General features: G+C 67.2%; 30 protein-coding genes. 16 read left to right on the forward strand and 14 right to left on the reverse strand.

What is annotated here, in order from left to right; genetic code table 11:
- Nucleotides 1-18: 18 nt before the first annotated feature.
- On the reverse strand, nt 19-540 hold the full coding sequence (locus SCA01S_RS16505) for a hypothetical protein (RefSeq protein ID WP_062787616.1): 522 nt from the start codon (nt 538-540) through the stop codon (nt 19-21).
- Between the two features lie 17 nt (nt 541-557).
- Nucleotides 558-1301, reverse strand: coding sequence for an AAA family ATPase (locus SCA01S_RS16510; protein ID WP_062787618.1), 744 nt, complete (start codon nt 1299-1301; stop codon nt 558-560).
- A gap of 252 nt (nt 1302-1553) precedes the next feature.
- Between SCA01S_RS16510 and SCA01S_RS16515 the strand changes: the two genes are divergently transcribed.
- Both SCA01S_RS16515 and SCA01S_RS16520 read left to right on the forward strand, forming a co-directional pair.
- The gene (locus tag SCA01S_RS16515; RefSeq protein WP_062787620.1) at nt 1554-2708 is read left to right on the forward strand and encodes an SPOR domain-containing protein; all 1155 of its coding nucleotides are present in this window, start codon (nt 1554-1556) and stop codon (nt 2706-2708) included.
- A gap of 45 nt (nt 2709-2753) precedes the next feature.
- Nucleotides 2754-4019, forward strand: a complete 1266-nt coding sequence (locus SCA01S_RS16520) for a DUF418 domain-containing protein (RefSeq protein ID WP_062787622.1) — start codon at nt 2754-2756, stop codon at nt 4017-4019.
- Here SCA01S_RS16520 and SCA01S_RS16525 read toward each other — a convergent pair.
- Together SCA01S_RS16525 and SCA01S_RS22615 are read right to left on the reverse strand one after the other, a co-directional pair.
- A complete protein-coding gene (locus SCA01S_RS16525; protein WP_157089017.1) occupies nt 3991-4638 on the reverse strand; it encodes a retropepsin-like aspartic protease family protein in 648 nt (215 codons plus the stop codon). The genes SCA01S_RS16520 and SCA01S_RS16525 overlap by 29 nt on opposite strands.
- Entirely contained in the window at nt 4638-4832 is a 195-nt protein-coding gene (locus SCA01S_RS22615; protein ID WP_167542919.1) for a hypothetical protein, read from the reverse strand. The genes SCA01S_RS16525 and SCA01S_RS22615 overlap by 1 nt, the downstream gene beginning before the upstream one ends.
- Here SCA01S_RS22615 and SCA01S_RS16530 point away from each other — a divergent pair.
- The gene (locus tag SCA01S_RS16530) at nt 4831-5610 is read left to right on the forward strand and encodes a L,D-transpeptidase family protein (RefSeq protein ID WP_084391077.1); all 780 of its coding nucleotides are present in this window, start codon (nt 4831-4833) and stop codon (nt 5608-5610) included. The two genes, SCA01S_RS22615 and SCA01S_RS16530, sit on opposite strands and share 2 nt — an antisense overlap.
- A gap of 141 nt (nt 5611-5751) precedes the next feature.
- On the opposite strand, the gene SCA01S_RS16535 is transcribed toward SCA01S_RS16530, so the two are convergent.
- From SCA01S_RS16535 to SCA01S_RS16570, 8 genes are all read right to left on the reverse strand, one after another.
- On the reverse strand, nt 5752-6483 hold the full coding sequence (locus tag SCA01S_RS16535; protein WP_062787626.1) for a sigma-70 family RNA polymerase sigma factor: 732 nt from the start codon (nt 6481-6483) through the stop codon (nt 5752-5754).
- Between the two features lie 54 nt (nt 6484-6537).
- Complete coding sequence (locus SCA01S_RS16540; protein ID WP_062787628.1) at nt 6538-8646, reverse strand: flagellar biosynthesis protein FlhA; 2109 nt, start codon at nt 8644-8646, stop codon at nt 6538-6540.
- A 6-nt stretch (nt 8647-8652) separates the two neighbouring features.
- Nucleotides 8653-9597, reverse strand: coding sequence for a lysozyme family protein (locus SCA01S_RS16545; protein WP_245652714.1), 945 nt, complete (start codon nt 9595-9597; stop codon nt 8653-8655).
- A 208-nt stretch (nt 9598-9805) separates the two neighbouring features.
- On the reverse strand, nt 9806-10174 hold the full coding sequence (locus SCA01S_RS16550) for a hypothetical protein (RefSeq protein ID WP_022677654.1): 369 nt from the start codon (nt 10172-10174) through the stop codon (nt 9806-9808).
- On the reverse strand, nt 10171-10491 hold the full coding sequence (gene flgM / locus SCA01S_RS16555; RefSeq protein WP_084391078.1) for a flagellar biosynthesis anti-sigma factor FlgM: 321 nt from the start codon (nt 10489-10491) through the stop codon (nt 10171-10173). The genes SCA01S_RS16550 and flgM overlap by 4 nt, the downstream gene beginning before the upstream one ends.
- Before the next feature lie 120 nt (nt 10492-10611).
- Nucleotides 10612-11181, reverse strand: a complete 570-nt coding sequence (locus SCA01S_RS16560; RefSeq protein ID WP_084391079.1) for a flagella basal body P-ring formation protein FlgA — start codon at nt 11179-11181, stop codon at nt 10612-10614.
- Between the two features lie 56 nt (nt 11182-11237).
- Nucleotides 11238-11693, reverse strand: a complete 456-nt coding sequence (locus SCA01S_RS16565) for a hypothetical protein (protein ID WP_062787630.1) — start codon at nt 11691-11693, stop codon at nt 11238-11240.
- Complete coding sequence (locus SCA01S_RS16570; RefSeq protein ID WP_062787632.1) at nt 11690-12433, reverse strand: MotA/TolQ/ExbB proton channel family protein; 744 nt, start codon at nt 12431-12433, stop codon at nt 11690-11692. Before SCA01S_RS16570 ends, SCA01S_RS16565 begins: the two co-directional genes overlap by 4 nt.
- Before the next feature lie 223 nt (nt 12434-12656).
- Here SCA01S_RS16570 and flgB point away from each other — a divergent pair, with 223 nt between their 5' ends.
- The 13 genes from flgB (at nt 12657) to SCA01S_RS16635 (ending at nt 22717) form a co-directional block, all read left to right on the forward strand.
- A complete protein-coding gene (gene flgB, locus SCA01S_RS16575) occupies nt 12657-13019 on the forward strand; it encodes a flagellar basal body rod protein FlgB (RefSeq protein ID WP_022676873.1) in 363 nt (120 codons plus the stop codon).
- Nucleotides 13016-13438: a flagellar basal body rod protein FlgC gene (gene flgC, locus SCA01S_RS16580; protein ID WP_412103046.1), complete on the forward strand. Its 423-nt coding sequence runs from the start codon at nt 13016-13018 to the stop codon at nt 13436-13438. The genes flgB and flgC overlap by 4 nt, the downstream gene beginning before the upstream one ends.
- Nucleotide 13439: 1 nt before the next feature.
- Complete coding sequence (locus SCA01S_RS16585) at nt 13440-13841, forward strand: flagellar hook assembly protein FlgD (RefSeq protein ID WP_062787636.1); 402 nt, start codon at nt 13440-13442, stop codon at nt 13839-13841.
- 31 nt (nt 13842-13872) lie between these two features.
- The gene (locus SCA01S_RS16590) at nt 13873-14685 is read left to right on the forward strand and encodes a flagellar hook-basal body protein (protein WP_022676876.1); all 813 of its coding nucleotides are present in this window, start codon (nt 13873-13875) and stop codon (nt 14683-14685) included.
- 22 nt (nt 14686-14707) lie between these two features.
- Complete coding sequence (locus SCA01S_RS16595; protein ID WP_062787638.1) at nt 14708-15463, forward strand: flagellar basal body rod protein FlgF; 756 nt, start codon at nt 14708-14710, stop codon at nt 15461-15463.
- Between the two features lie 25 nt (nt 15464-15488).
- A complete protein-coding gene (gene flgG, locus SCA01S_RS16600; RefSeq protein WP_062787640.1) occupies nt 15489-16277 on the forward strand; it encodes a flagellar basal-body rod protein FlgG in 789 nt (262 codons plus the stop codon).
- A 22-nt stretch (nt 16278-16299) separates the two neighbouring features.
- Nucleotides 16300-17076, forward strand: a complete 777-nt coding sequence (locus SCA01S_RS16605; protein WP_245652707.1) for a flagellar basal body L-ring protein FlgH — start codon at nt 16300-16302, stop codon at nt 17074-17076.
- Nucleotides 17077-17203: 127 nt separating this feature from the next.
- On the forward strand, nt 17204-18292 hold the full coding sequence (locus SCA01S_RS16610; RefSeq protein ID WP_157089022.1) for a flagellar basal body P-ring protein FlgI: 1089 nt from the start codon (nt 17204-17206) through the stop codon (nt 18290-18292).
- Nucleotides 18292-18636, forward strand: a complete 345-nt coding sequence (locus SCA01S_RS16615) for a rod-binding protein (RefSeq protein ID WP_062787644.1) — start codon at nt 18292-18294, stop codon at nt 18634-18636. Before SCA01S_RS16610 ends, SCA01S_RS16615 begins: the two co-directional genes overlap by 1 nt.
- A gap of 5 nt (nt 18637-18641) precedes the next feature.
- The gene (gene flgK / locus SCA01S_RS16620; protein ID WP_062787646.1) at nt 18642-19979 is read left to right on the forward strand and encodes a flagellar hook-associated protein FlgK; all 1338 of its coding nucleotides are present in this window, start codon (nt 18642-18644) and stop codon (nt 19977-19979) included.
- 7 nt (nt 19980-19986) lie between these two features.
- Nucleotides 19987-20913, forward strand: a complete 927-nt coding sequence (locus SCA01S_RS16625) for a flagellin N-terminal helical domain-containing protein (RefSeq protein WP_054132419.1) — start codon at nt 19987-19989, stop codon at nt 20911-20913.
- 88 nt (nt 20914-21001) lie between these two features.
- Nucleotides 21002-21865, forward strand: coding sequence for a flagellar motor stator protein MotA (motA, locus tag SCA01S_RS16630; protein ID WP_022676884.1), 864 nt, complete (start codon nt 21002-21004; stop codon nt 21863-21865).
- Between the two features lie 15 nt (nt 21866-21880).
- A complete protein-coding gene (locus tag SCA01S_RS16635) occupies nt 21881-22717 on the forward strand; it encodes a flagellar motor protein MotB (RefSeq protein WP_054132421.1) in 837 nt (278 codons plus the stop codon).
- A gap of 411 nt (nt 22718-23128) precedes the next feature.
- Here the strand turns inward: SCA01S_RS16635 and SCA01S_RS16640 are convergent, their stop codons facing one another.
- Together SCA01S_RS16640 and SCA01S_RS16645 are read right to left on the reverse strand one after the other, a co-directional pair.
- Entirely contained in the window at nt 23129-23680 is a 552-nt protein-coding gene (locus tag SCA01S_RS16640) for a VOC family protein (protein WP_062787648.1), read from the reverse strand.
- A gap of 376 nt (nt 23681-24056) precedes the next feature.
- Complete coding sequence (locus SCA01S_RS16645; RefSeq protein WP_062787650.1) at nt 24057-25568, reverse strand: DHA2 family efflux MFS transporter permease subunit; 1512 nt, start codon at nt 25566-25568, stop codon at nt 24057-24059.

Raw genomic sequence — 25568 nt, forward strand, 5'->3', positions numbered from 1 at the left:
GCGTTTCCCGCAAAAGCATCAGCGCGGCCGCCGCAATGGGGCGGCGCGCGTGGAGGGCAAGAGTTCGGATTGAGGCAACTGGGCCAGCACGTCTTCGAGGCCGGGCGTGGCATCGACCAGGCGATCAAGCGCCTCGATCAGCAGCGACTGAGCGCTGCGCCGCTCGGCCGTGCAGCAGGCGCGCAGCAGGGCATGGCGGCGCGGATCGAGCCGCAGCGTGAAGGCGACCTTCTTGCCGGGCAATTGTTCCACATCGAGCGCGGCGCGGCGGTTGGCCGCCACCTTGCGGTCAAGCACCGCCGAAAGTTGGGCGATCTGGCGCAGCACTTCGGGGCGGCTGTCATCCTCGCCGGCCTCTTCCAGCGCCACCACTTCGGCCAGCGGCAGCGCGGGCTCAGCGTCAGGCACGATGGCCGCGTCGGGTTCGATGCCGGCCCAATCGAGCGAGACATGGCTGCGCATCGCCGGGCGTGCGGCGCCCTTGCGCGCCAGCAGCGATCCGGTGAGCGAGGCAAAAGGCTTGGTTTCTGGCGTGCCCATGGTTGCGTCTCCCTCGCTCACGAGCCGGCCACGCGGCGCCCGAAGGTGCCGACCGGGCGCGGCGCCGCGCCACCCAGCGCGCGCACCGGGGCCATGCCGGGCTGGCTCTGCTGCGGCACGGCAAACACGGTGCGGCGGAAATTCTTTTCCAGGCGCTCGGAGATATAGCTCCACAGCTGCGCCACTTCGGCGGCAGAGCGGCCGGTGGGATCAACCTCCATCACGGTGCGCCCGTCGATCATCGAGGCGGCAAAATCGGTGCGATGGTGCAGGGTGATCGGCGCGACCGTGCCATGCTGCGAGAGCGCGACGATCGCCTCGGCCGTAATGCGCGCCTTGGGCGTGGCGCCGTTGACGGCAAAGATCAGCGGCTTGCCCGCGCGCTCGCACAGATCGACCGTGGCCCCCACGGCGCGCAGATCGTGCGGCGAGGGGCGCGTGGGCACGACGATGAGTTCGGACAGCGCGATGACCGACTGGATCGCCATAGTGATGGCCGGCGGGGTATCGATCACGGCCAGCTTGAAACCCTGCTGGCGCAAGACCTGCAGATCCTGAGCCAGGCGGCCCACGGTGGTCTGGGCAAACGCGGGAAAATCCGCCTCCCGCTCGTTCCACCAATCGGCCAGACTGCCCTGGGGATCGATATCGATCAGCACGACCGGCCCGGCACCGGCGCGTTGCGCCTGCACGGCGAGGTGGCCGGACAAGGTGGTCTTGCCCGATCCCCCCTTTTGCGAAGCCAAGGCCAGTACGCGCAATGTGTCCCCCTGAGGCTGGCGTGCGATCAGGCCTGAGGGATTCGCAGATTGCGCTGAAATTTTGGTTAACACCCCCGGTGTTTCCGGGGCCTGGGGCAGCGCCCGGCCATGGTGTTGGCAAAATGCCACGCAAGCGCACGCGGGCGCATCGAGACGATGACGCCGGGGGAAAACTTGTTTACCATTTTCCGCGCAAGAGACCTGAGGGAAAGCCCGCAGACGACCTGCCCTGGCAAGAGATTCGCGTTCAACATGATCACGCCGCGCCCCAAGACCGCTTCGCTTCGCGCCATGGCCACGCTGGCAGCGATGGCCGCCCTGTTTCCCACGCTGGCCTGGGCCGATGTACGCGACGGGGTAAACGCCTGGTCGCGCGGGGATTATGCCGGGGCAGTGCGCCAGTGGCAGGGGCCCGCCGCCAAGGGCGACGCTGATGCGCAGTTCAACATGGGCCAGGCGGCCAAGCTGGGCCGGGGCATGCCCAAGGACATGGCCAAGGCCGAAGACTGGTTCCACAAGGCCGCGCGCCAGGGCCATGCCCGCGCCGCCGACAACTATGGCATTCTGCTGTTCCAGACCGGCCGGCAGAGCGAGGCACTGCCCTGGCTCACCGCCTCGGCCGATCGCGGCGAGCCACGCGCGATGTATGTGCTGGGCGTGGCGGCGTTCAACGGCGATTTCCAGCCCAAGGACTGGGTGCGCGCCTATGCCCTGATGACGCGGGCGGCGGCCGTGGGCCTGCCCCAGGCGATCGAAAGCCTCAAGACGATGAACCAGGTGATCCCGCTGGAACAGCGCCAGATGGGCGCATCGCTGGCGAGCGACCTGGAAACCCGCACCAGCGACCAGCGCTCCCGCGAACTGGCCGCCGCCGAACTGGGCGTGAGCACGCCCACGGCAACGGCTGCCGCTGCAACGCCGCTGCCCACCCGCGCCGCGCCTGCCGCGCTGACCCCGGTTGACCTGCCGCCGGCGCAGACCGGCGATGGCACCATGACGACAGCACCCGGCCGCGTGATGGCCGGCGCCAGCTATGCCAACCCGGTAGAAGTGCCGCGCGCCGCAATTGCCGCCACCGCCGCGCCCCGGCCCAAGCCGGCACCGGCTGTGGAACCAAAGCCCGCGCCAAAGCCGGTGCCAAAGCCAGCTGGTACGCCACGGCCCGCTGCCACGGCAACCGGCGCCTGGCGCATCCAGCTTGGTGCCTTTTCGCAAAAGAGCAATGCCGATGGCCTGTGGGCGCGCGTGCGGGGCCGGGCCGAACTGGCCGGGCACCCGCGCATCGACCTGCCCGAGGGCAAGGTTACGCGGGTTCTGGCGGGGGGCTTTGCCAGCCAGGCCGAAGCCGCGCATGCCTGCGCCGCGCTGAAAGGCGCGGGCGTGGATTGCATCACGTTGAAGCCCTGACGGTTTGATCTTTCCGGCAGGCCGCGCGCGGTGCATGGGCGCGGCATGACCACGCCTGATCCAGCCCCCCTGGCGCCCCTACCCCGCATCGCCGCACTGGATTTCCTGCGCGGCTGCGCCGTGCTGGGCATTCTGGCGATCAACATTACCGGGTTTTGGGGGCCGCAACTCGCCAGCCTCAGCCCTGCGCTACCCCGGCTGGATGGACCAGGGCTAACTTGGTTCGTGATCAGCTACCTGCTGTTCGATGGCAAGATGCGCGGCCTGTTCACTCTGCTGTTCGGGGCGAGCATGGTGCTGTTTGCGCAAAGCGTGGAGCGGCGCGGGTTGTCGCCCGATACCATGCAGGTGCGCCGCCTGCTGTGGCTGCTGGTGTTTGGCTATCTGCACTATGCCCTGCTGTGGTGGGGCGATATCCTGTTTGCCTATGCGCTGTGCGGCATGCTGGCGCTGGCGCTGCGGCGGCTCGATCCGCTGCCGCTGCTGGCGATCGGCGTGCCGGTGCTGGTCCTGGCCCATGCGTTTGATGCGCTGGCCGCCCTGCCCGCGATTGCCGGGGAACAGCGCGTGCTGGCCGGGATCGGCACCCCAGCAGACCGCGCCGCCGTGGCCGATATCGCCGCGCGCGTGGCGCAATCGCTGGCGGCCGACGCGCGCGTGCTCCATGCCGGCTGGATCGAGAGCGTGGGCTTGCGCACCCTGGTAACGCCAGCCTTCCCGCTGACCGCCACGCTCAACACTTTCAGCGAGACCTTTCCGCTGATGCTGATCGGCATGGCCTTGTTCAAAAGCGGCTTTTTCACCGCGCGCTGGCCGCGTGCAGCGATGCTGGGCCTGGCCCTTGGCGGCGTGGTGCTGGGCGGCGCGGCCAGCGTGGCGCTGGCGCTGTGGGCCGATCGCAGCGGCTGGCCGGCGCAGCTGACCTTTGCCGTGACCACCGACATGGCCGCCCTGCCCCGGCTGGCGATGACGCTGGGCTATGCCGCGGCGCTGCTGCTGGCCTGGCCGGCGCTGGCGCGACGGGCGCCTGGCCGGGCGCTGGCGGCGGCGGGGCGCTGCGCCTTTACCAATTACCTCGGCACCAGCCTGATCATGAGCGCGCTGTTCTGCGGCTGGGGCGCGGGGCTAGGTTGGGGCAATGCCCATGCCGTGCCGCGCGGCAGCCTGCCGCTGTTCGTGATCCTGGGCTGGGCGATCATGCTGGCCTGGCCGCAAGCCTGGCTGGCCCGCTTTGGCCAGGGGCCGCTGGAGCGGCTGTGGCGGCGGCTGACCTTTGCCGGCGTTATACGGTCTGCGGATGGCGCGGGGTAAGGATCAGCACGCCTTCTTCCACCCGCCAGCCTTTGAGGCGGTTGAGGAAATTCATGCCCAGCACGTTGAGGCCGCCGGTCGTCTCGCTGACGATCACGTCCATGTCGCGCGCGACGATCGAGCCGAACTTGAGGGTTTCCACCCGCGCCGTCTGTGCCTCAACATCGCCGTTGGCAGTGTGCATCACCACCGGCAGGCGCAGGGGATCGGCCGTAATGCCCGCCTCGCTGGCGCCTTCGGCCGACAGCGTGGTGATCGTGGCGCCGGTATCGACCATGAAGCGGGTGCGCGTGCCGTTGACGTTCGCCTCGATCCAATAGTGCCCGTCAGCCGCCAGCGGCACGCGCACTTCGCCGCCGGAAACCTGCGCCTCGGGCAGGCCGATGCTGGGCATGAAATGGGCGAACGAGGGATCGAGGTGAACGAAGCGCAGGCATGCCACGGCAAACACGCCCAGCAGCACGAGATTGCCGAAAAAGCGCATGAGCCGCGCCAGGCCGCCGCCGCCCAGCCCCGCCAGGGTGACCAGCACCATCGCCACCAGCGCTGCGGCAAGCAGCGGCGGCGGGCTGATAAGCCAGGGCGGCAGGGCGCCAAGCATGTGGCCGGGATCGATCATCACCCGCCTTTTGCCACGGCCAACCTTGCCCCAAGCTGAAAACGCATGCGCGCGGCCGCCGTGCCGTAACGCTTGGGAAACCACGGTGATTTACGATAGAACCAAGGCTTGTCCCTGGGCGGGACAGGCAGCCCGGCGCGCTGGCCTTGATCGGCGTGAACGCTATTATCCGGGGTGAAAGGAAAATCTGGCATGGCTGGCAAGCCGGCATGGTGGCGCAAGGCGCTGTGGCCGAACGGAAAAGACGGGTTGAAGACGAGGCAAGGCCGCCAGGCCGCGTGGCGCCGCCTGGCGGTGCTGGGCGCGGGCGCCTGTGCCACCGGCCTTGCCATACTCCTGGCGTTTCACGTGGGCCAGGATCTGGCCCGCAGCCTGGCTGGCGGGGATGACGATGCGCCCCAGGCGCTGCCAACCGCGCTGGCCGAGGCGGCCCCTGCCCCGGCCGCGCAAGCCGCTATCCCGCCGGCAGCGGCGGCGCCCGCCGCGCAGACCCCGGCGGCCGACACGCCCTTCGTGGTCAAGTCCGTGCTCAAGATCGATGGGCCGATCCGCTTTGGCCAGTTCTATTGGGATGAAAGCCAAAGCCAGGCCGGCCCGGTGGTGATCACCGTGGACCTGACCGCCCGCGTGCTTTCGGTGTTCCGCGATGGCCACGAGATCGGCGCGACCGCGATCCTCAAGGGCTATGGCGACAAGCCCACCCCGCTCGGCGTGTTTCCGATCACCCAGAAGGACGCAACGCACGTGTCCAACCTCTATGACGCGCCGATGCCCTGGATGCTGCGCCTGACCAACGATGGCGTCTCGATCCACGGATCAAAGGTGGAAAAGGGCTATGCCACCAACGGCTGCGTGGGCGTGCCCGACGAATTCGCCAAGCGCCTGTTCAAGGTGGCGAGCCTGGGTGACAAGGTGATCATCACCGACGGCAAGCGCCTGGGCCTGGGCGGGTCCATCAATCCTGGAGCGTAGGCGCGGTGGGTTCGGTTGCGGACGTTTTCGCGCTATGTACAACCATAGCAGCTGGACCCCGGATCAAGTCCGGGGTGACGAGGAATAGGACGGTCGTTTGTGGAATGACCGTCACTGGTGATCCCCCTGGCGGGGAGGACATCACAGCACGTCGAACCCGCTGCCCAGGCCAGCGCGCAGTTTGTCCAGGGCCTGGGCCTTGAGCTGGTGCACGCGCGGGACGGATACTTCCAGCACCTGGGCGATTTCCGCCAGGTTCAGTTCCTCCACGAAATAGAGCTGGATCACCAGTTGCAACCGCTCGGGCAGTGCGGCGATGGCCTTGGCTACCAGTTGGCGGCTTTCGCTGTCGGCCAGCTGGGCAAAGGCATCGGGGCGATCGTCGGCAAAGGCGCTGTCGCTGTCGGAATAGGCATCGTCGATCGCCTCGATCCGCACCGGCTCGCTCGCCGCGCGCAGGTCGGCCAGTTCGGTGTCGGTCAGCCCCAGGGCGCGGGCCAGTTCGGGCTCGCTGGGCATGCGGCCCAGTTCCATGGTCAGCTGGTTGGTCTTTTCGCGCAAGGTGCGCCGCCGATCGGACGAGGTGCGCGAAAGCGGCATGGTGCGCCGCACCAGATCCACCATCGCCCCGCGCACCCGCAGCTTGGCATAGGCGGCAAAGCCATCTTCGGTGGGGCCGGAATGCTTTTGCGCGCATTCGGTCAGCGCCACCAGGCCCGCCTGGACCAGATCATCGACATCCACCCCGGAATGGCCAGACCCGTGCACGTGCCAGGCCAGGCGGCGCACCATCGGCAGGAACCGGCGAATGCGATCGGCGGTATCGTCACGATAGGCACGCGAGGCGGCAAAGCTGCGGTGATCGTGTTTCATGGAGTCTCGTTTTCTTTTTTGAAGACCAGGAAGAGGCAGGAACGGGCGCCGCGATCACGCCGTCAGGGCGGGTTGGAGCGGCGGCGGCAGCTGCGGCGGCCCGGTCGGCGTCTCCTCGCCGATCACCGCAACCACCTCGATCGGCTGGGTGGGCGGCAGTTCGGCGATCGACAGCACCACGCAACCCGGCGCCCGCTGCCGCATCAGCGCGGCCAGCGCCCGCCGCGCGCGCGGCTGCACGATCAGCGCCGGCGCAATCGCGCCGGGGCCGCGCTGAGTGACAATGGCGTTGACCCGTTCGCCGATGGTACGCGCCAGGTCTGGCTCGATCACCGGCTGCCCAGTGACGGGATCGTGCATTCCGCCCACGATCATTCCTTCAAGCTGGCCCGACAGCGTGAGCACGGGCAGCCGTTCGGTGGGGCCACAGACGCGCGCCACGATCAGCCCGCCCAGCTCGGCCCGCAGCAGATCGACCAGCTTGTCGTGGTCGGTGGTCTGCAGCACGGCCTGGCTCAGCGCCGCCAGGATCGGCATCGGATGGGCGATGGTCACCCCGTCTTCGAGCAAGGCATGGAACAGGCGGGTGAGCGCGGCGAGCGAGAGCGGCTGCGGATGCAGCGTTTCGATCAGGCCAGGCGCGCGATCGCGCACTGCATCGAGAATGGCGCGCACTTCATCGGGGCCGAGCAGCAGTTGTGGCCGTTCACCCAGCAACTGGTTGAGGTGGGTGGCAATCACCGTGCTGGCGTCCACCGTGAGGAAGCCTTCGGCAATGGCCTGATCGCGCGAGTGGTTCTCGATCCACAGCGCCGGGCAGCCAAAGCTCGGATCGCGCGTCGCCTCGCCAATCAGGCCATGATCGCCGCGCGCCTCGCCGGCATCGATCGCCAGCACGCGATCGGCGCGCACCGTGGCCCCGCCCAGCGGCACCCCGCCCAGCATGATGCGATAATCGTTGGGGCCAAGGTCCAGGCTGTCACGCACGCGGAACTGCGGCACGACAAAGCCGAACGCCTGGCTCAACTGCTTGCGCACGCCGGTGATGCGGGTGACCAGCGGAGAACCGCGCCGCTCGTCCACCAAGTGGACCAGGCCATAGCCCAGCTCGATAGTGACCAGCGTGTGGTCGCTGACTTCTTCCAGGGTGATGCGCGCCGGATCGCTGGGCGGCGCTTCGGGTTCGAGCACGGGTTCGGGGCGGCGGGCCCGCTGGCGCAGGGCCCACCACAGCCAGCCGGCCCCGGCCGCGGCGGGCAGGAAAACCGATTGCGGCATGGCGGGAATGGCGCCGATCGCGCCCAGGATCACCGCCACCGGCAGCCAGGTGGCGGGATTGGCGAACTGGTGGCCGATCTGGCCGGCCAGATCGCGCGTATCGGCCACGCGGGTGACGATCACTGCCGCCGCGATCGACAGCAGCAGCGAGGGCACCTGCGCCACCAGCGCATCGCCCACCGCCAGGGTAATATATCGCTGCGCCGCCTCGCCAGCGCTCAACCCGTGGGTGATCATCCCCAGGCAGAAGCCGGCGATGATATTGACGCCCAGGATCAGCAGCGCGGCAATGGCATCGCCTTTGACGAACTTGCTGGCGCCGTCCATCGCGCCATAGAAATCGGCCTCGGTCGCCACTTCGCGGCGGCGGGACTTGGCTTCATCGGCGCTAATCAGCCCGGCGGCAAGATCGGCATCGATCGCCATCTGCTTGCCCGGCAAGGCATCGAGGGTGAAGCGCGCCGACACTTCTGACACACGGCCCGCGCCCTTGGTCACCACCACCAGGTTGATGATCATCAGGATCATGAACACGAACAGGCCAACGGCGAAATTGCCGCCGACCAGGAACGCGCCGAAGGCCTCGATCACGTGGCCAGCGGCGGCCTCGCCCTCGTGGCCGCGCACCAGCACGATGCGGGTGGACGCAACGTTGAGCGCCAGGCGCAGCAGCGTGGCAAACAGCAGGACCGAGGGGAACGAGCTGAAATCGAGGGGCTTTTCGGCATTCATCGCGGCCATCAGGATCGCCACCGACAGCGCGATGTTGACCACGAAAAACACGTCGAGCAGCACCGAAGGGAGCGGCACGATCATCAGCACGATAAGCATGAGGATGCCGGCCGGAAGGGCCATGGCACCGGGCGAGCCAAAACGCTTGAACATGATCGGTTAGAGCCCCATCGCCTTGAGCCGGCCATAGGCACGGGCCACATGATCGCCGCCCGCGCTGCCCGGCGAGGCCAGGGCGAAGGTATCGCGCAGGGTATCGGCCATCGAGGCGCGCGCAGGTGCCGCCTGCCCGCCAGGGTTGCCGGCATTGGCCGCAACCTGCTGGAATTCCTGCGCCACCGGGCCGCCGGTTGGCGCCGGCTGCGAGACCGGTGCGCCGGGCAGACCGAGCGCGGAAGGATCGCCATAGGGCGTGGCCGCCATCGCCCATGAGCCCGACAGCGGCGGCAGCGCGCTGCCGCTACCGGCAGCCTCAAGCCGGCTGCGCAAAAGGTCCATCACGCCAGAAAGCGAACGCGGCGCGCCGCTGGCGGAAAAGAAGATCGCGCGGTTGGCCGCTGCCGCCTTGGGCAGCAGCGCCGCCGCGCTGGCATCGGGATCGGCCGCCAGGCCAGCCAGGAAGCGCCCGGCGCCATCGGCACCGAGGAAATGCGCGAGATAGAGTTCGGCATTGTCGGGATCGCGGCCCAGCGTGGTGGAGAGCGCCACGCGGTTGTCATTGGCCAGGTCTCCGGCCAGCAGGGCAGAAAGCTGGGGGTCATGGCGCATGGCCAAAAGGCGGCTGCGCAGCGCGGGATCGCTGGCGGCGCTGCCCACGGCATCGCCGGCCCAATCCAGCCCATGATCGGCGCCGTGGCGCGCCAGGGTGCCGAGCCAGGTCTGCCCGGTGAACTGGTAAAGCCCGGTCGCGCTGGACGTGCGGGCGCGGGCGTGGGGATCAAGCCCGGATTCGAGCCGCGCCTGCGCGAGCAGATAGCCAAAGTCCACGCCGGTGGCATTGGCCGCGCGCGCGATGGCGGCGTGCACCGCGCCGCCTTGGGACGCGCTGCCGCCCATGATCGCGCCGGTTGCCGGATCGGCAATGCTGCCGGCAGAGTTTTGCACTGAACTCAAGGCCCACATCCTTGTGCTTGCGGCGAAAGCCAGACGATGGCGCGCCGCGACAAGGAGAGTACAGCAAGGGTTGTGCCAGTTTTCCGAAATCCGAAGAAAGGATGCCGGATTCAGCGCTTTGCCGCGCACAAAAAAGCGCTGCGAGCCGGCCCGGCAAGGGCAGCGGCACGCAGCGCCAGACAAAATTTGCCGGTGGGGATCAGCGCACGCGCGCGGTGCGGGCGTGGTGCGCGCGCACCTGGCCGGCATGAGCGCGGTAGAGCGCGGGGGTTCCGGTCAGGGCATCGAGCCGGGCGGCAACATTGGCGGCGATCAGGTTGCGCACGCGGCGGTTGGCTTCGTTGAGGCGGCGCGCGGCATCGACCATGCCCCGGCATTCCTCGTCGATCGCCTCGCTTGCCACCGTTTCCAAGCGGCTGCACAGATCCGCCTTGTCGACCGCGCACCCCATGATCGCATCCATGTCGAGGCCGGCCAGCGCCTGGCGTTCTTCATTGAGCACGGCAATCATCTGGCCCAGCGCGCGGGCGAGATCGGTGGGGTGGCAAATCGGTGCGTCAGCGGTCATTGGGGGGTCCTCAGCAGCATGCCGGCGGCAATCATGGCATCGGCGATCCGGGCGGGAATCACCGGGTAATGGCCCTCCGCGATGGCGCGGCGAATCTGGGCGACGCGATCGCTGCTGACCGGCACCTCGCCGGCGCGGGTCGCATCGCTGGTGGCAACAGTGGCAGCGGCGGTCGCCGCGCTGGCCTGGACAGCAGGCGCGGCCTGGGCCACGGCTGCCGCCGTGGGGTCGGTCGCCTGGGGCGGCACATCGGATGCGGCAATCTTGACCTGGACCGCACCAACCGGCCGCGACGGTCCGATTTCGATGTTGGACATGGTCGAGCTCCTCGGGGGTTATGCCGGGAAGAACGGCATTGCTCCGCAGAGTTTAAGGCCATGCGGCGGATTTTTGCCGGGTCAATCTGCCTTAGGGAAATTGCAGTGGTGCGCGCCGGTTCACTCGACCGGCACTTCGACCACGCCGGGGCGCGCGATGCGCCCGCGCAGGGCATCGGCCTTGGCCCCGGTGCGCACGCGGATCCAGCCGCCCACCGGGCCGGGATCGAGCGCCTCGCCGGCCTGCTCCACCGAAAAGCCATCGCCCACCATGGCGATGGTTACGCCATCGCCGCGCAGCACCGCCGGCGCTGCGGCCGGGCCAGCCGGCGCTTCGGCAACCGTGGCCACCACCGGCACGAACAAGCGCCAGCCGCCGGCATCCGGGCAGCGCACCAGCACGCTGTCATGCGCGCCGGCGCGCCAACCCAGGGCCAGCGGCGCGGTGCAAGCCACCAGGCGCAAGCGCCGATCAACCGGCTGCGCCGCGCCGCCCGGCACGCCGATGCTGCGGCCGGTGAACTGCGCGACGGCCTGATCGATCGCAGCCATATCGGCAAAGCGCGTGGCTGGCGCCTGCGCCACCTGCGCCCGCGCCACAGGGCCAGTGGCCAGCAGGGCGGCAAGCGAACCGGCAACGACTGCGGCAAAGCGGGCGGCAAAAACAGGCCGGTTGGGGGCAGCGAACATGGCAGTTTCCTGAAGCGGGAGGCGTCTTTCCCGCTTTTCAGCAAGAGCCATGCCATTCAGCGCTCTTCATCATAACCCAGCGTGACGCTGGCGCCCGGTTGCGCGCCAGGTTCCACCACCAGGCGCGCGCTGGCGGCACGTTGACCAGCGCTGCGCGCCAGACTGGCGGCCTGGTCCAAGGCTGCCTCTCGCCCGCCAGGCCCCGTGGCATAGCGCACCACGATCGACAGGCGCAGGCGCGGATCGGCCGCCTGTTCGGCCAGCCATTGCGCCAGCGGCGGGGCGCCGGGCCCATCGCGCCACACGCCCACCGGCTCTGCCTGCAGCGACGGGGCAACGGGCTGAACCGCAGGCGGCGGCGGGGGGGCGCGCAGCGGGGCCGCCTGCGCCCTGACTGGGGGCGGGGCCGGCCCTTCGGCCACGGACAGGGCAGAGGCGCAGATCATGAACAGGATCAGCGCGAGATCGGCCAGGATAGTCTGCCATCCGGTCTGCCCGGGCCGGGTGATCATGCCGTTTCGCGCGGATCGAGGGGCCGCAGCCCCGTATCTGCCGCCATGCCATCGGCGTTTGCCGCCCTGCGTGGCAGGGTAACGCCGTGCGGTGACAGCGGCGTGGCACGCTGGCGATCGGGGCAGGCTGGCCCGACCTGCTGGGTCAGCCAGGTCATCACCTCGGCGCGGGCTTCCTCTTCGGCCTGCGAGGCGCGCTCCACCGCGCGGCCCAGCGGCCCCATGACGATATGCGCCAGGAGCAGGCCATAGAGCGTGGTCAGGACCGACATGGCGATGGCGCCGATGAAATTGCCATGGGCCAGGCTTTCCACCTTGAGCTGGCTGAGCGCCACGAGCGTGCCCGCCAGGCCGAACACCGGCGAAAGATCGGCTGCCTGGGCCAGGGTGCGCGCCGCCGTGGTGGCGCGGCGCAGGCGCGCGCGACGCCAGGTTTCATGCTGTTCGAGCAGCCCGTCGAGCGAGCGGGTGCGCACCAGCGCGCTGGTGGCCGAATCGAATTCGCGATCGGCCAGGCGGCGGGGGTTGGCGCGGATCACTCCATCGCGGCGGATCAGCGCCACCTCGTGCGCGAGTTCGGAACGCATCGCCGCGGCATTGAAGCCAGGGCGCAGCAGCCCACCCACGGCGCGCAGGGCAGTGAGGCTGTCATGCCAGCCACAGCGCAGCACGGTGCCGACAAGCGTGCCGCCAACAACGATCACGGCCGATTGGGCATCCAGCAGGTGGGTTAAATCCATGGGCCTTGGTCTTTCGCGAAATCCTGGCACGAAGAACGGCAGCGTGCGCGCGGGTTTCAGGGGGGCGGCAGCCAGGCTTGCCGCCTTTCGGCAAAGCCTTGCCGCGCCTGGCGGGGCGGCCCGCAACCGTGGCGCCGGATTCCGGGGCATTGCCGCACTTGGCACGTCCCTTGCTGAACCATCGGCATCATTCGTCTGCCCAAGGAAAGCGAGAGCACCGCCGATGAGCCAGAGTGCATCATCTGACAGCCTGTTCGGCATCCATGGCGCCGCGCTGGAACTGCGCGCCACGCGCCTGGGGCTGCTGTCCTCCAACATCGCCAATGCCGCCACGCCGGGATACAAGGCGCGGGACATCGATTTCGGCGCCGCGCTCAAGGCGCGCCTGGCCGGTGCCAGCGAAAGCCAGGCCGAAGCCGGCGCCGCGCTCTATCGCGTGCCGGTGATGCCCAGCCTGGATGGCAACACGGTGGAAATGGCCACCGAGCAGACTGCCTTTGCCGAAAACGCGGTGGGCTATTCCGCCACGCTGGAATTCATCCGGGGGCGCGTGGGCGAAGTGACCCGCGCGCTCAAGGGCGAATGAGCATGGCGGGCAACGGCACCCCCCCCCTCACCCTGTTCGGCGTAACCGGCCGCGCGATGTCGGCCCAGCTGGTGCGGATGAACGCGGCGGCATCGAACCTGGCCAATGCCGGCAACGTGGCGAGCAGCGAGGCGCAGGCCTATCGCCCGCTGCGCCCGGTCTTTGCCGAGGAACTCGATGCGCGCTCCGGCCTCGCCACGGTCAAGGTCCAGGGGGTATATCGCACCGATACCACCGCCGTGCGCACCCACGATCCCGACAATCCCCTGGCCGATGCCAATGGCGATGTCTGGGCCGCCCCGGTCGATGAAAACGCCGAGATGGTCGAGATGATGGAAGCCAGCCGCCAGTACCAGAACGTGGTGGAGGCGATGCAGACCGCCAAGCAGCTGATGCTCGATACGATGAGGATGAAGTGACATGACCACCGTTACCTCCCAAAGCACAACGGGCACCAGCGCCACGGGCACCGCAGCGGCCCCCGCCAAGACCGGCTGGGCCAGCCTTGGCGCCACCGATTTCCTCAAGATGCTGACCGCGCAGCTGCAGAACCAGGACCCGACCTCGCCGGTGGACAACACCCAGATGGTAGCCCAGCTGGCGCAGTTTTCGTCGCTGTCGAACTCCACCGAGATGAACTCAACGCTGAGCGCCATTTCCGACAAGCTCGACAAGCTGAACACGGCCAGCGCGTCAAACGCCGATGTGGCCGCCACGCTCAAGACCATTTCGCAGCAGCTGGCCGCGATCAGCGCGGCCCAGGCCGCCGCCGGCACCACTGGCACGACGGCGGGTGGCACCACCGCCACCACTGCCGCCTGATCCCTTTCCCCAACCGACAGGAAAACACGCCATGTCGTTCTATACCTCGCTCAACGGCATCAAGAATGCGCAGACCGATCTCAACGTGGTCAGCAACAACATCGCCAACTCGGAAACCAACGGCTTCAAGAAAAGCACGGTGAGCTTTGCCGACGTGGTTGCCGGCACGGCGTTTACCAACCCGCGCCTGATCGAGGGGATCGGCGCCAAGGTTGAAGCGATCACCCAGAACTTCAAGCAGGGCGCGCTCGATTCCACCGGCTCCTCGCTCGACGTGGCGGTAAGCGGCGACGGGTTCTTCACCGTCAAATCGCCCACCACTGGGCAGACGATGTACACCCGCAATGGCGCCTTCCAGATGGACGCAGGCGGTTATGTCACCGACGCGCAGGGCAACCGCGTGCAGATGTATCCCACCGACGCCACGGGCACTGCCACCAGCACGAGCCTGCAGGACACGCTGGTGCCGATCACCAACGCCGCCGGATCGGAATTTGCCGGGATGACGGTTTCGGAAAACGGCAATGTCGCGGCCAGCTATGCCGACGGGTCCAACACCGTGATCGGCAAGATTGGCCTCGCCACCTTCCTCAATCCGCAGGGCCTGCGCCAGCAGGGATCGGCCGATTGGACCGCCACCAACCTGTCGGGCACGGCCAACTATGGCGAGCCGACCAATGGCCAGTACGGCAAGCTGATGTCGGGCTATCTCGAACGCTCCAACGTCGAGGTGTCGGACGAGCTGGTGGGCCTGATCGTGGCCCAGCGCGCCTATCAGGCCAATGCCAAGGCGATCGATACCGCCACCCAGGCCACCCAGGCCATTCTCAACCTGCGCAGCTAAGGCTTAAGGGAGGCACGCGGCCATGGACCGGCTGATCTATACCGCCTATTCCGGCATGACCGGATCGATGGTGCGCGAGCGCGTGATCGCCAGCAACATGGCCAATGCGCAGACCGTGGGCTTTCGCCAGGAAATGCTCAGCGCCACGCCGGTCACGCTCAAAGGCCCCGCGCTGGAAGCCCGCGCGATGACGCAGGGGTATGTCCAAGGTTCCAGCATGAAGCAGGGCGCCACCATGGCGACCAACAACCCGCTCAACGTGGCGTTGAGCGGGGACACCATGCTGGCCGTACAGACGCAGGATGGCAGCGAGGCCTATACCCGGCGCGGCGACCTGACGATCACCACCGATGGCGTGCTGCAGAACGGCGACGGGCGGCCGGTGATCGGCGATGGCGGGCCGATCACCGTACCGACCGGCACGATCGTGACCATCGCGCCCGATGGCACCGTGCTGGCGGGCGACCCGCAGAACCCATCCACCCCGCCCCAGGCGGTGGCGCGGATCAAGCTGGTTTCCACCCAGGGCAGCCAGGTGGGCAAGGGGCTGGACGGGCTGTTCCGCGTGACGGGGCCGAACAATACCATCGGCACCCTGCCACAGGACGAAGAGGCCCGCCTGACCCCCGGCGCACTGGAGCAGTCCAACGTCGATCCCACGCAAGTGCTGGTCGAAATGGTGGAGGCGCAGCGCCTGTTCGACATGCGCACCAAGGTGGCCTCCACCGCGCGCGAGGTGGACGAGAAATCCGCCGCGCTGATGCGCCTCAACACCTGACAATCATTTTCGGAGAAATCCTGCCATGCCCAGTTCCGCCCTTCACGTTGCCCGCACCGGCCTGGAAGCCCAGGACACGCGGATGCGGGTGATCGCCAACAACCTGGCGAACGTGAGCACCACCGGCTTCAAGCGCGACCGCGCCAACTTTTCCACGCTGGCCTATCAGGACACGCGCGTGGCCGGGCAGCAGTCTTCCAACGAGACCGCCTATGCCACCGGGCTCAACCTGGGCACCGGCGTGGCGCTGCAGGGCACCGCGCGGATGGAAAGCCAGGGCCAGCTGCAAAGCACCGGCAATGCGCTCGACCTGGCGCTCGACGGTGATGGCTTTTTCCAGGTGACGCTGCCGGGTGGCCAGCTGGCCTATACCCGCGCCGGCAATTTCAGCCGCTCGGCCGACGGCACACTGGTGACCTCGCAAGGCTATCCGCTGCAACCGGCGATCACCGTGCCCGAAGGCGCAAGCGCGATCACCGTGGCGCAGGACGGCACCGTGACCGCCACGCTGCCCGGCGCGACCGAGGCGACCACGCTGGGCCAGATCACCATTGCCAGCTTTGCCAATCCGCAGGGTCTCAAGGCGATGGGCGACAACTTTCTGGTGGAAACCGGCGCCAGCGGCGCAGCGCAAGTGGGCAATGCCGGCGACGCCGGGCGCGGCCATATCCAGCAGGGTTACCTGGAAGCGTCCAACGTCAACGTGGTGGAAGAGCTGGTCGACATGATCGAGTGCCAGCGCGCCTACGAGATCAATTCCAAGATGATCTCGGCGATCGACGAGATGCTCAAGAACGCCAACCAGACGCTGTAAGGCCGGAAAGACGCTAAAGCCCATGGACTCTCCGTTCGATCCCCTGTTCGACAAGGCGCTGCATGCCGAGCGCGGGCGTGGGCTTGCCCCGCGCCATGGGCTTGCCCCGCGCCAGGGCCTGGGCCTGCGCCTGATGGCCATGCTGATGGTGCCGGCGATGATCACGGCCGGCATGCTGGTGGCAGCCCAGCCGGCCAAGGCGCGCAACCGCCCGGCGGCGGGGTTTGACCCGGCGCTGCCGGTCGAAAGCCCGGCCAAGCCCGCCGATGGCAGCATCCTCAACCTGGCCAACGGCTATGCCGGGCTGGTCGAGGGCGCGCGTGCCCATGCCGTGGGCGACAGCCTGGTGATCGTGCTGGCCGAACAGCTGACCACGTCGAAATCGGCGGCGAGCAAGACCGCCAAATCATCCTCGTTCACGTTCACCCCGCCCAACAAGGGGCCGCTGTCGATCCTGTCGCAGAACGGCATCAACAATTCGGGCGCCAGCGCCTTTTCCGGCCAGGGCAATGCCTCGCAGACCAGCACGCTGGGTGGCGAGGTTTCGGTGACGATCGCCCAGGTACGGCCCAATGGTACCGCGCTGGTCAAAGGCGAAAAGCGCCTGACGCTGAGCCAGGGGCAGGAATGGGTGCAGCTGTCGGGCATCGTGCGCCTGGCGGATATCGACACGACCAACCGGATCCAGTCGGGCCAGGTGGCCGATGCGCGGATCACCTATGCCGGCAACGGCGATGTCAGCCGCGCTGCCCACCAGGGCTGGCTGACCAAGTTCTTCAACCTTGTCAGCCCGTTCTAGGGAACCCTTGATGTCTATCGCTTCTCCCATCGCGTTCGATCTGGCCGCTGCGGCGCTGGCCGGGCTGGCGTTGCGCCCGCTGTGGCGGCGCGGCCTGCTGGCAGTGCGCCCCGGCCTGTGGCTGGTGATGGTGGCCGCAGCGCTTACCGCGCTGCCGGTGCTGGGCACCGCCACCGCCCATGCCGAGCGGGTGCGCGATCTGGGCGAGTTCCAGGGCGTGCGCTCGAACCAGCTGACTGGCTATGGCATCGTGGTGGGCCTGCCCGGCACGGGTGACGACAACTTGGAATACCTGACCCAGGCGATGCGCGGCGTTTCGGGCCGGCTGGGCGTGCAATTGCCCGCCGGCGTGGCGCCGGGCCTGAAGAATGCAGCGGCGGTGATGATTACGGCCGATCTGCCGGCCTTTTCCAAGCCCGGCCAGCGCATCGACGTGACCGTATCGACGATCGGCAAGGCCAAGTCCTTGCGCGGCGGGGCGCTGGTCTTGGCGCCGCTCTATGGTGCCGATGGGCAGATCTATGCCATGGCGCAGGGCAACCTCGCCGTCGGCGGCCTGGGCATTACCGCCAAGGATGGATCGCAGCTGACCGTCAACGTGCCCACGGTGGGCCGCATTGCCGAAGGCGCCACGGTGGAGCGCGCGGTCGATACCGGGTTTGATCGCAACGAGGTGTTGCGCTGGAACCTGTTCGACGCCGATTTCCTCAACGCCGCCCGCGTGCGCGATGCGATCAACACGCGTTTTCCCGGCACCGCCAGCGTCGAAGACGGCGTGACCGTGGCGCTGCGCCTGCCCAGCGGCAGCGATGCCCGCGCCAGCGCCATGGCCGCGATCGAGGCGATCGAGGTGAGCCCGGCCGAAGCCGCCGCCAAGGTGATCGTCAACAGTCGCACTGGCACGGTGGTGATCAACAGCGCGGTGCGCCTGTCTCCCGCCGCGATCAGCCACGGCAAGCTGGTGATCAAGGTGGACGAAAAACCGCGCGTATCGCAGCCCGGCCCCTTTTCCAACGGCCAGACCGCCGTGGTGCCCAATAGCCAGATCAGCGTGGAGGAACAGGGCAACCACGTGGCGCTGTTCAAGCCCGGTGCCTCGCTCTCTTCGCTGGTCAATGCCCTTAACAAATTGGGGGTTTCGCCGTCCGATCTGGTGGCGATCCTGGAAGCGCTCAAGCAGGCCGGCGCCCTCAAGGCCGAAATGGTGGTGATCTGATGACTTCTGCATCGACAAGCACCGGCGCCGTTTCGGGCGCCGCCGCAGCCGCCACGTCCCCGGCCAGCGGCCCCGATCGCGCCGCGCTGCGCAAGGCCGCGCAGGGTTTCGAGGCGATGTTCCTGCGCCAGATGTTGAGCACCGCGCGCAACACCGACCTGGGCGGCGACGATCTGTTCGGCAAGAAGCAGGACGATACCTTTACCCAGATGCGCGACGAACGCTTTGCCGAGATCGCCGCCAAGGCCGGCACGCTGGGCCTGGCCACGCGGCTGGAAAGCCAGTTGGCCAGTGCGGCTGCCCAGGCCACTGGCGCCAAGCCTAAAACCGGTGGGGGAGCCTGAGCGCCATGACCACCGACCTGCTCTCGATCGCGCGCAGCGCCACCCGCGCCGCCCGCACCCAGCTGGACGTGACGGCCCAGAACATCGCCAATGCCGGCACCGATGGCTATGTGCGCCGCACGGTATCCACCGAAGAGGTGATGACGCCCGGCTATGTTGCCGGGAACCGCGATGTGTCGCTGTCGGGCGTGCGGGTGACCGGGGTTATCCGCAATGCCGATGCCTTTCGCCAGGCCGAGGTGCGCCGCACCGGCGCCGATACCGCGCGCGCCGATACCGAAGTGGGCGGCCTTACCGATATCCAGTCCGCGCTTGAGGCGCCGGGCGTCTATTCGGCGATCACCGGCTTTGAAACCGCGCTGACGCAACTGGCGCAAAGCCCCACCGACACGCCGCTGCGCGCTTCGGTCATCGCGGCGGCGCAGACACTGTCCAACAGTTTCAACATCGCCTCAAACCAGCTTGATGCCGTGGCCAAGGGCCAGCAGAGCGGGGCCAGCGACGGCGTGAACCAGATCAACACGATGTCGGCCGAACTGGCCAAGGTCAACGGCCGACTGGCACGCATGGCCGATGCCAGCAGCGATCGCACCGGCCTGCTCGACCAGCGCGACATGCTGCTCGAAAAGCTGGCGGGCTATGCCGATATCGCCACCAGCTTTGCCAGCAATGGCGCGGTTGATGTGACGCTGGGCGGCGCATCGGGCGCGCCGCTGGTGACCGGTGCCACCGCGCAAGCGCTGGCGGTTACCACCGCGGCCGATGGCACCATCGGCTTTTCCGTCAACGGTGGTGCCGTCACCCTGTCGGGCGGCTCGCTGGCCGGGCAGCAGCAGGTGCTGGCCAACCTGGCCGATGTGCATGGCCAGCTCGATACCCTGGCCAAGAGCGTGATCGACACGGTCAACACCGTGCAGGGCAATGGCGCCGCGCTTGATGGATCGACCGGCCCCGCGCTGTTTTCCGGCACGGGCGCGGGCAGCATGCAGCTTGCCACCACCCAGGGCAGCGCGATCGCCACGGCGGCCGCAGGCGCCGCCGCCGGCAGCCGCGACACCACCAACCTAACCGCGCTGCGCAATGCGCTGACCAGCGCCGATCCGGCCGGCACGATGGATACCCTGATCTACCAGGCCTCTGCCACGGTGCAGGCGCGCACCACCACGCGCGATGCGCTCAAGACCATTTCCGATGCGGCCAAGACCGCGCTTTCCGCCCAGGCCGGAGTCGATCTCGACACCGAAGCCATCAACCTGACCCGGTTCCAGCAGGCGTTCCAAGCCTCGGGCCGGGTGATGCAGGTTGCCGGCAACCTGTTCGACACTATCCTCTCGATCAAGTAGGTCGCCCATGTCATCCAGTGTATCGACCACTACGTCCGCGTTCTACGATCGCTCCGCGCTCGATCTCAACGGCTTGCGCACCCAGATGGAGCAGGTGCAGACGCAGATTTCCAGCGGCAACCGGCTGACCGCCTCGTCAGACGATCCGCTCACCGCCTCGCGCCTGCGCAACCTGCAACGCCAGGATGCCATCGCCAAGGTCGATGCCGGCGCGGCCAACCGCGCCACGGCCGATCTCAACCTGACCGATTCGGCCATGACCGAGATGATCAACACGCTGCAGCGCACGCGCCAGCTGGCCAACCAGGCCGCTACCGGCACGCTGTCCAACGAGCAGCGCACCAGCATTGGCCAGGAACTGGCCGAATTGCGCAACAACCTGGTCTCGCTCGCCAATTCGCGTGACAGCGCGGGCAATGCGCTGTTCGGCGGCGATGCGGCGGGCGCGGCCTATAGCGTGGATGCCACCACCGGCGTGGTCAGCTATGTCGGCAGCGGCAGCGCCGGCACGCTGGAACTGGGCGACGGGCAGAGCGTGAAGCGCAGCCTGACCGGGCCGGAGTTTCTCAATTTCTCGTCGGGCGGCACCAGCAGCGATGTCTTTGCCGCGCTCAAGACCCTGACCGACGCGATCAGCGCGGGCGGCCCCGGTGCGCAGTCTGCCGCCAACAGCGCGCTCACCACGCTTGATGACGCCATGACGGCCGTATCCACCGGGCAGACCGTGGTAGGCGCGCGCCTGTCGTGGATCGATCTCAATACCGAGCGGCAGACCACGATGGGCGAGGCGCGTAGCCAGGACCAGAGCACGCTGGGCGCCACCGACATTCCCACTGCCTATACCCGGTTGCAGGAACTGGCCACGGTGTTGCAGGCCAGCCAGGCCAGCTTCACCAAGATCTCGGGCCTTTCGCTCTTTACCATGATGTCCTGAAAGTGCGCGCGCCCGTGCCGTTCTGCATTGCAGCAACGGCCGGGCGATAGCGCCGGCTTTCACGGTTTATCGACAGGGTCACCGCTTCATGTTTGCTGGTATCGGCATCGTCGTCCTGCTCGCCATGGTCTTTGGCGGCTTCATCATCACCGGTGGCGCGATCGGCCCGGTGGCCGAAGCCATACCCCACGAAATGCTGATCATCGGCGGCGCGGCGCTGGGCGCCACGATCACCGGCAACTCGATGCACGAACTGAAGGGCATCGGCGCGGGCCTGGGCAAGGTGTTCAAGGGCCCCAAGCACAACAAGCAGGACCATGTCGATGCCATCGTGCTCTGCGCCAAGCTGATGAAGATCCTGCGCAGCGATGGCCCGGTGGCGCTGGAAAGCCATGTGGCCGATCCCAAAAGCTCGGCCCTGTTTGCCGAATATCCGCGCATCCTGGCCCATACCGCGCTGGTCTCGCTGATCTGCGATACGCTGACGCTGATCGTCGTGTCTTCCGGCACGCTGGAAGTGCATGCCGTGGAAGACGTGATGGACCACGCGATGAAAACCCATTTCCACGAGCAGGAAGAAGCGCAGCATGCCCTGCAAGGCCTGGCCGACGCCCTGCCCGCGCTGGGGATCGTGGCCGCCGTGCTGGGCGTGGTCAAGACCATGGGCTCGATCGACAAGCCACCCACGGTGCTGGGCGCGATGATCGGTTCGGCCCTGGTCGGCACGTTCATGGGGGTGCTGCTGGCCTATGGCATCGTCGCGCCGCTGGCTGGCCGGCTCAAGCAGGTGCTCGATCAGGATGCGATGATCTACCAGGCGGTCAAGCAGGTGATCGTGTCCTCGCTGCACGGCTGGCCGCAGCCGCTGGTGGTGGAAAGCGCGCGTTCGGGCCTGGGCCATGCGTTCCGGCCCGGCCTGTCGGAACTGCTCGACGCGCTGCGCGGCCGCTAAGCGAAAGGGATCGCCATGGCCAAGCCACCCAAGGGCAAGGACGCACCCAAGCCGATCATCGTCAAGAAGATCACCGTGGTGGCCGGCGGCCATCACGGCGGGGCCTGGAAAGTGGCCTATGCCGATTTCGTGACCGCGATGATGGCGTTCTTCCTGCTGATGTGGCTGCTGGGCGCGACCACCGAAAAGCAGCGCAAGGGCATTGCCGACTATTTTACCCCCACCCTGGTCAAGACGCGCAAGGGCAGCGCCGGGTCTGACGGGCTGCTCGGCGGCTCGTCGCTGACCGATGCCGACAACTATCCCCACCGCGCCGGGCAGACCGGCACGCGCACGATGACCATCCCGCGCGATGCCACCGGCGGCCCCAAGGATGGCGGATCGAAGATGAAGCGCACCCAGGTGATGCAGCAGCGGCTGAAGGAAAAGCTGGATGCCAATGAAAAGCTGCGCCAACTGGCCAAGCAGGTGCACATGACGATGACGCCCGAGGGCATCCGCATCGACATGCTCGACGATGCGCACTTCTCGATGTTCCGCCTGGGCACCACGATCCTCACGCCCGATGCGCTGGAACTGATCCGGGCGATCGGCCAGGCCATCGCGCCCGAACCCGGCGGCCTGACCGTGCGCGGCCATACCGACGCGCTGCAGTGGAAGCCTGGCGACCCGGCCAACAACTGGTCGCTTTCGGCCGGCCGCGCCGAAGCCACGCGCCAGGCCCTGATGCGCAACGGCGTGGGCGAGGCCCGCTTCCAGCGGATCGAAGGCGTGGCCGACCGCGAACCCCTGGTGCCCGACAGCCCCAACGACCCGAGCAACCGCCGCATGTCGATCCTGCTGCTGGATTGAACCGGTTGCGGTGCCAAGCGCGAGACCGGGCGTGGTGCTTTGTCATGGAGTCACACGAAGCCACGAAGACACGAAGGAAAGACCCTTCTTCGTGTCTTCGTGGCTTCGTGTGGGATTTTCAGGCAGAGCGGTTGGGATCGCAGACTGACCGATCCGGATAGCCCGATGTCGAATGGCTGATGGTAGTGAAGAGTTGCCTTTGCCGCCTCCGACTTCGTCACTCCTGCGCAGGCCGGAATCCAGTGGCTTCCGGGCGATTGAGACCACGCCGAAACTGGATTCCCGCCTGCGCGGGAATGACGAAGAAATGGATTAAAAGTCGCTGGAAACGGACAGGCAGCTTTCGAAGGGCGCGGGCGATAGCTGCCTTCCCAAAAACGATGGTGGAACGGGAAACTTCGGCAGGCTACATCAGCGGGCTGGTGGCTGCATAAGCTCTATCGTGATATGATCCGGGCCTGAAACATAGGTCACCAAAGTTCCCTTGCGGGGACCACCTGCGATTGGCAGCGGGCTACCCTTCGCCTTCCATCCTGCTGCCTCGACGCGGGCCATGGCGGCATGGATATCCTTCACGGTCAGAGCTAGGTGCGCCGCACCGATCGCCCCCGCGCTATCGGGCACCGCGCCGTTCTGGCGTCCCTTTGAATATTGCAACAGTTCGACCACGTAACCGTTTGGCGCCCTGACGATCGCCGTTTTCACACTCGGATCATCGACACCTGTGACTTGATGCAGGAAGTCGCCCCCCATCTCCGCTTGTCGCTCAAGTGTGAAGCCGAGCGCTTCCGTCCAAAACCGAATGGCTTCGTCCAAAGACGATACAGCAAAGCCCGTGTGGTCCACGGCGATCACGTTTGTTGCGTCGTTCATTGTTGCACTCTCACCGGGCCGCGCCTGCGCTGTCTGGGCCTGCGCCCCGGCGGCAACTGATGCCAACAGCATGACGAATATGATCCTCATAATGACGCCTTAACGCGTCGGCCTCCTCCCGAGAAGGAACCTTTTTTGAGAGATCGGTGTCCTCCCACGTTCGGGCTGGAAGCCGTTCGGTGCATTCGCTTTCCCAAAATATGTTCCCGATTCCTCTTTTCCAAATGTGCGTCTCAGGCATGAGAAATCGGGACTGATCCGGGCCAACAATCGGCAACTTTCGGGATCGCGAGTTCAAGACCTGATCGACGGGGATTGGGCGATTTCCGCCATTGCCGGGTATGCACATCCCCATCAAACCAGCTCGTGCAGAGGCGCAGAGAATAGCCACTCTCTGCGCCTCTGCGCGAAATTTTATCATGCGCTCACAATGCCGGGTAATTTCCAGTCGAGCGGCTCGCGCACCCTACCCCTTTTTCCGCCTCGGCCTGGGGGCCAGCCAGATCATCCCGGCCGAGACGAACAGGACGATGGTGCACACCATGAAGACCTGGCGCGTGGCGAGCGTTACCGCCTCGGTCTGCACCAGTTGGCTCAACATCATGCTCGCCTGCGCGGCCGGCAGGCCGGTGTGCGTGGGCGGATGAATCAGCCCGACCAGTTCGGCGCGGTTGTACTTGGTGAAATGTTCCCACAGCGTGGTGGACATCGAAGTGGCAAAGGCGCCGGCCATCGTGCGCATGAAGTTCTGGATGCCCGCGCCCGATGCGGTCTGGTCGGGCCGCACCGAAGCCATCGCCAGCGCGGTGGAGCCGACGAAGAAGAACGGCATGCCCAGCCCCTGGAGCATCTGCGGAAAGGCGATGGTCCAATAGCCCATGTCGGTTACCCAGCGCGTGCGCAGCCAGGCGACTACGGCCAGCCACAGGATGCCGAACGAGATCAGCCCGCGCGTATCGACCTTGCCCACGAACCGCGCCACGATCGGCGAAAAGACCACGGCCAGGACACCGACCCAGCCCACCGCCAGACCTGCCCAGGTGGCGGTGTAGTTGAGGTTGGTTTGCAGGAAGAGCGGGATCAGCACGATGAACGAGAAGAACGCCGCATAGGCCACGCACTGCGTCACCACGGCCACGGTAAACCCGCGGTTGCGGAATACCGACAGGTCGATGATCGGGTGGTCTTCGGTCAATTCCCAGATAAGGAACGAGATGAAGCCAATGATCGCAACCACGGTGAGCGTGATGATGAAGCCACTGGAAAACCAGTCTTCCTCGCGCCCCTTGTCGAGCATGATCTGCAGCGAACCAACCCAGATCACCAGCAGCGCAAGACCGACGAAATCGATCGGCGATTTCTGGGTGGGAGTTTCGTACGGCCGCACCAGCCGCCAGGCGACGATCAGCGAGAACGCGGCGAGCGGAATGTTGATGAAGAACAGCCAGTGCCACGACCAGTTGTCGGAAATGAACCCGCCGCAGATCGGCCCGGCAATCGGCGCGACCACCACAGTCATCGCCCACAGGCCGAGCGCGGCGCCGCCCTTGTCCTTGGGAAATATGCGCAGCAGCAAGGTCTGTGTCATCGGCATGATCGGGCCGCCGCACAGCCCCTGGCACACGCGGAACGCGATCAGCAGGCTCAGGCTGCCGGCCATGCCGCACAGCATCGAAAACAGGCCAAAACCCAGCAGCGCCATGATGAACACCCGCACCGCACCAAACGTGCGCGCGAGCCAGCCGGTCAACGGCACGCAGATCGCCTCGGCCACGGCGTAGGACGTCAGCACCCAGGTGCCCTGCGTGGGCGACACCGCCAGGCTGCCGGCGATATGCGGCACCGACACGTTGGCGATGGTGATATCCAGCAGCACGACGAAGTTCGACAGCGCCAGCGCAAAGCCGCCCAGCGCCAGCTTGGCGCCCTTGAGCGGCGCCGGCCCATCGCCAAAGCCCATCGGCGGTCCGCCGGCCAT

Source organism: Novosphingobium capsulatum NBRC 12533 (assembly GCF_001598375.1).
GTDB classification, from domain to species: domain Bacteria; phylum Pseudomonadota; class Alphaproteobacteria; order Sphingomonadales; family Sphingomonadaceae; genus Novosphingobium; species Novosphingobium capsulatum.

Coding starts and splice junctions, on each gene's coding strand:
- SCA01S_RS16615 (WP_062787644.1), top strand. CDS start 18,292: ATGACTTCTGCATCGACAAGCACCGGCGCCGTTTCGGGCGCCGCCGCA.
- SCA01S_RS16525 (WP_157089017.1), bottom strand. CDS start 4,638: ATGATCGATCCCGGCCACATGCTTGGCGCCCTGCCGCCCTGGCTTATC.
- SCA01S_RS16535 (WP_062787626.1), bottom strand. CDS start 6,483: ATGAAACACGATCACCGCAGCTTTGCCGCCTCGCGTGCCTATCGTGAC.
- flgM (WP_084391078.1), bottom strand. CDS start 10,491: ATGTCCAACATCGAAATCGGACCGTCGCGGCCGGTTGGTGCGGTCCAG.
- flgK (WP_062787646.1), top strand. CDS start 18,642: ATGACCACCGACCTGCTCTCGATCGCGCGCAGCGCCACCCGCGCCGCC.
- SCA01S_RS16585 (WP_062787636.1), top strand. CDS start 13,440: ATGACCACCGTTACCTCCCAAAGCACAACGGGCACCAGCGCCACGGGC.
- SCA01S_RS22615 (WP_167542919.1), bottom strand. CDS start 4,832: ATGCCAGATTTTCCTTTCACCCCGGATAATAGCGTTCACGCCGATCAA.
- SCA01S_RS16635 (WP_054132421.1), top strand. CDS start 21,881: ATGGCCAAGCCACCCAAGGGCAAGGACGCACCCAAGCCGATCATCGTC.
- SCA01S_RS16640 (WP_062787648.1), bottom strand. CDS start 23,680: ATGAGGATCATATTCGTCATGCTGTTGGCATCAGTTGCCGCCGGGGCG.
- SCA01S_RS16595 (WP_062787638.1), top strand. CDS start 14,708: ATGGACCGGCTGATCTATACCGCCTATTCCGGCATGACCGGATCGATG.
- SCA01S_RS16520 (WP_062787622.1), top strand. CDS start 2,754: ATGACCACGCCTGATCCAGCCCCCCTGGCGCCCCTACCCCGCATCGCC.
- SCA01S_RS16540 (WP_062787628.1), bottom strand. CDS start 8,646: ATGTTCAAGCGTTTTGGCTCGCCCGGTGCCATGGCCCTTCCGGCCGGC.
- SCA01S_RS16505 (WP_062787616.1), bottom strand. CDS start 540: ATGGGCACGCCAGAAACCAAGCCTTTTGCCTCGCTCACCGGATCGCTG.
- SCA01S_RS16565 (WP_062787630.1), bottom strand. CDS start 11,693: ATGATCACCCGGCCCGGGCAGACCGGATGGCAGACTATCCTGGCCGAT.
- SCA01S_RS16550 (WP_022677654.1), bottom strand. CDS start 10,174: ATGACCGCTGACGCACCGATTTGCCACCCCACCGATCTCGCCCGCGCG.
- SCA01S_RS16625 (WP_054132419.1), top strand. CDS start 19,987: ATGTCATCCAGTGTATCGACCACTACGTCCGCGTTCTACGATCGCTCC.
- flgG (WP_062787640.1), top strand. CDS start 15,489: ATGCCCAGTTCCGCCCTTCACGTTGCCCGCACCGGCCTGGAAGCCCAG.
- SCA01S_RS16515 (WP_062787620.1), top strand. CDS start 1,554: ATGATCACGCCGCGCCCCAAGACCGCTTCGCTTCGCGCCATGGCCACG.
- SCA01S_RS16645 (WP_062787650.1), bottom strand. CDS start 25,568: ATGGCCGGCGGACCGCCGATGGGCTTTGGCGATGGGCCGGCGCCGCTC.
- flgB (WP_022676873.1), top strand. CDS start 12,657: ATGAGCCAGAGTGCATCATCTGACAGCCTGTTCGGCATCCATGGCGCC.
- motA (WP_022676884.1), top strand. CDS start 21,002: ATGTTTGCTGGTATCGGCATCGTCGTCCTGCTCGCCATGGTCTTTGGC.
- SCA01S_RS16560 (WP_084391079.1), bottom strand. CDS start 11,181: ATGTTCGCTGCCCCCAACCGGCCTGTTTTTGCCGCCCGCTTTGCCGCA.
- SCA01S_RS16605 (WP_245652707.1), top strand. CDS start 16,300: ATGGACTCTCCGTTCGATCCCCTGTTCGACAAGGCGCTGCATGCCGAG.
- SCA01S_RS16530 (WP_084391077.1), top strand. CDS start 4,831: ATGGCTGGCAAGCCGGCATGGTGGCGCAAGGCGCTGTGGCCGAACGGA.
- SCA01S_RS16590 (WP_022676876.1), top strand. CDS start 13,873: ATGTCGTTCTATACCTCGCTCAACGGCATCAAGAATGCGCAGACCGAT.
- flgC (WP_412103046.1), top strand. CDS start 13,016: ATGAGCATGGCGGGCAACGGCACCCCCCCCCTCACCCTGTTCGGCGTA.
- SCA01S_RS16570 (WP_062787632.1), bottom strand. CDS start 12,433: ATGGATTTAACCCACCTGCTGGATGCCCAATCGGCCGTGATCGTTGTT.
- SCA01S_RS16610 (WP_157089022.1), top strand. CDS start 17,204: ATGGTGGCCGCAGCGCTTACCGCGCTGCCGGTGCTGGGCACCGCCACC.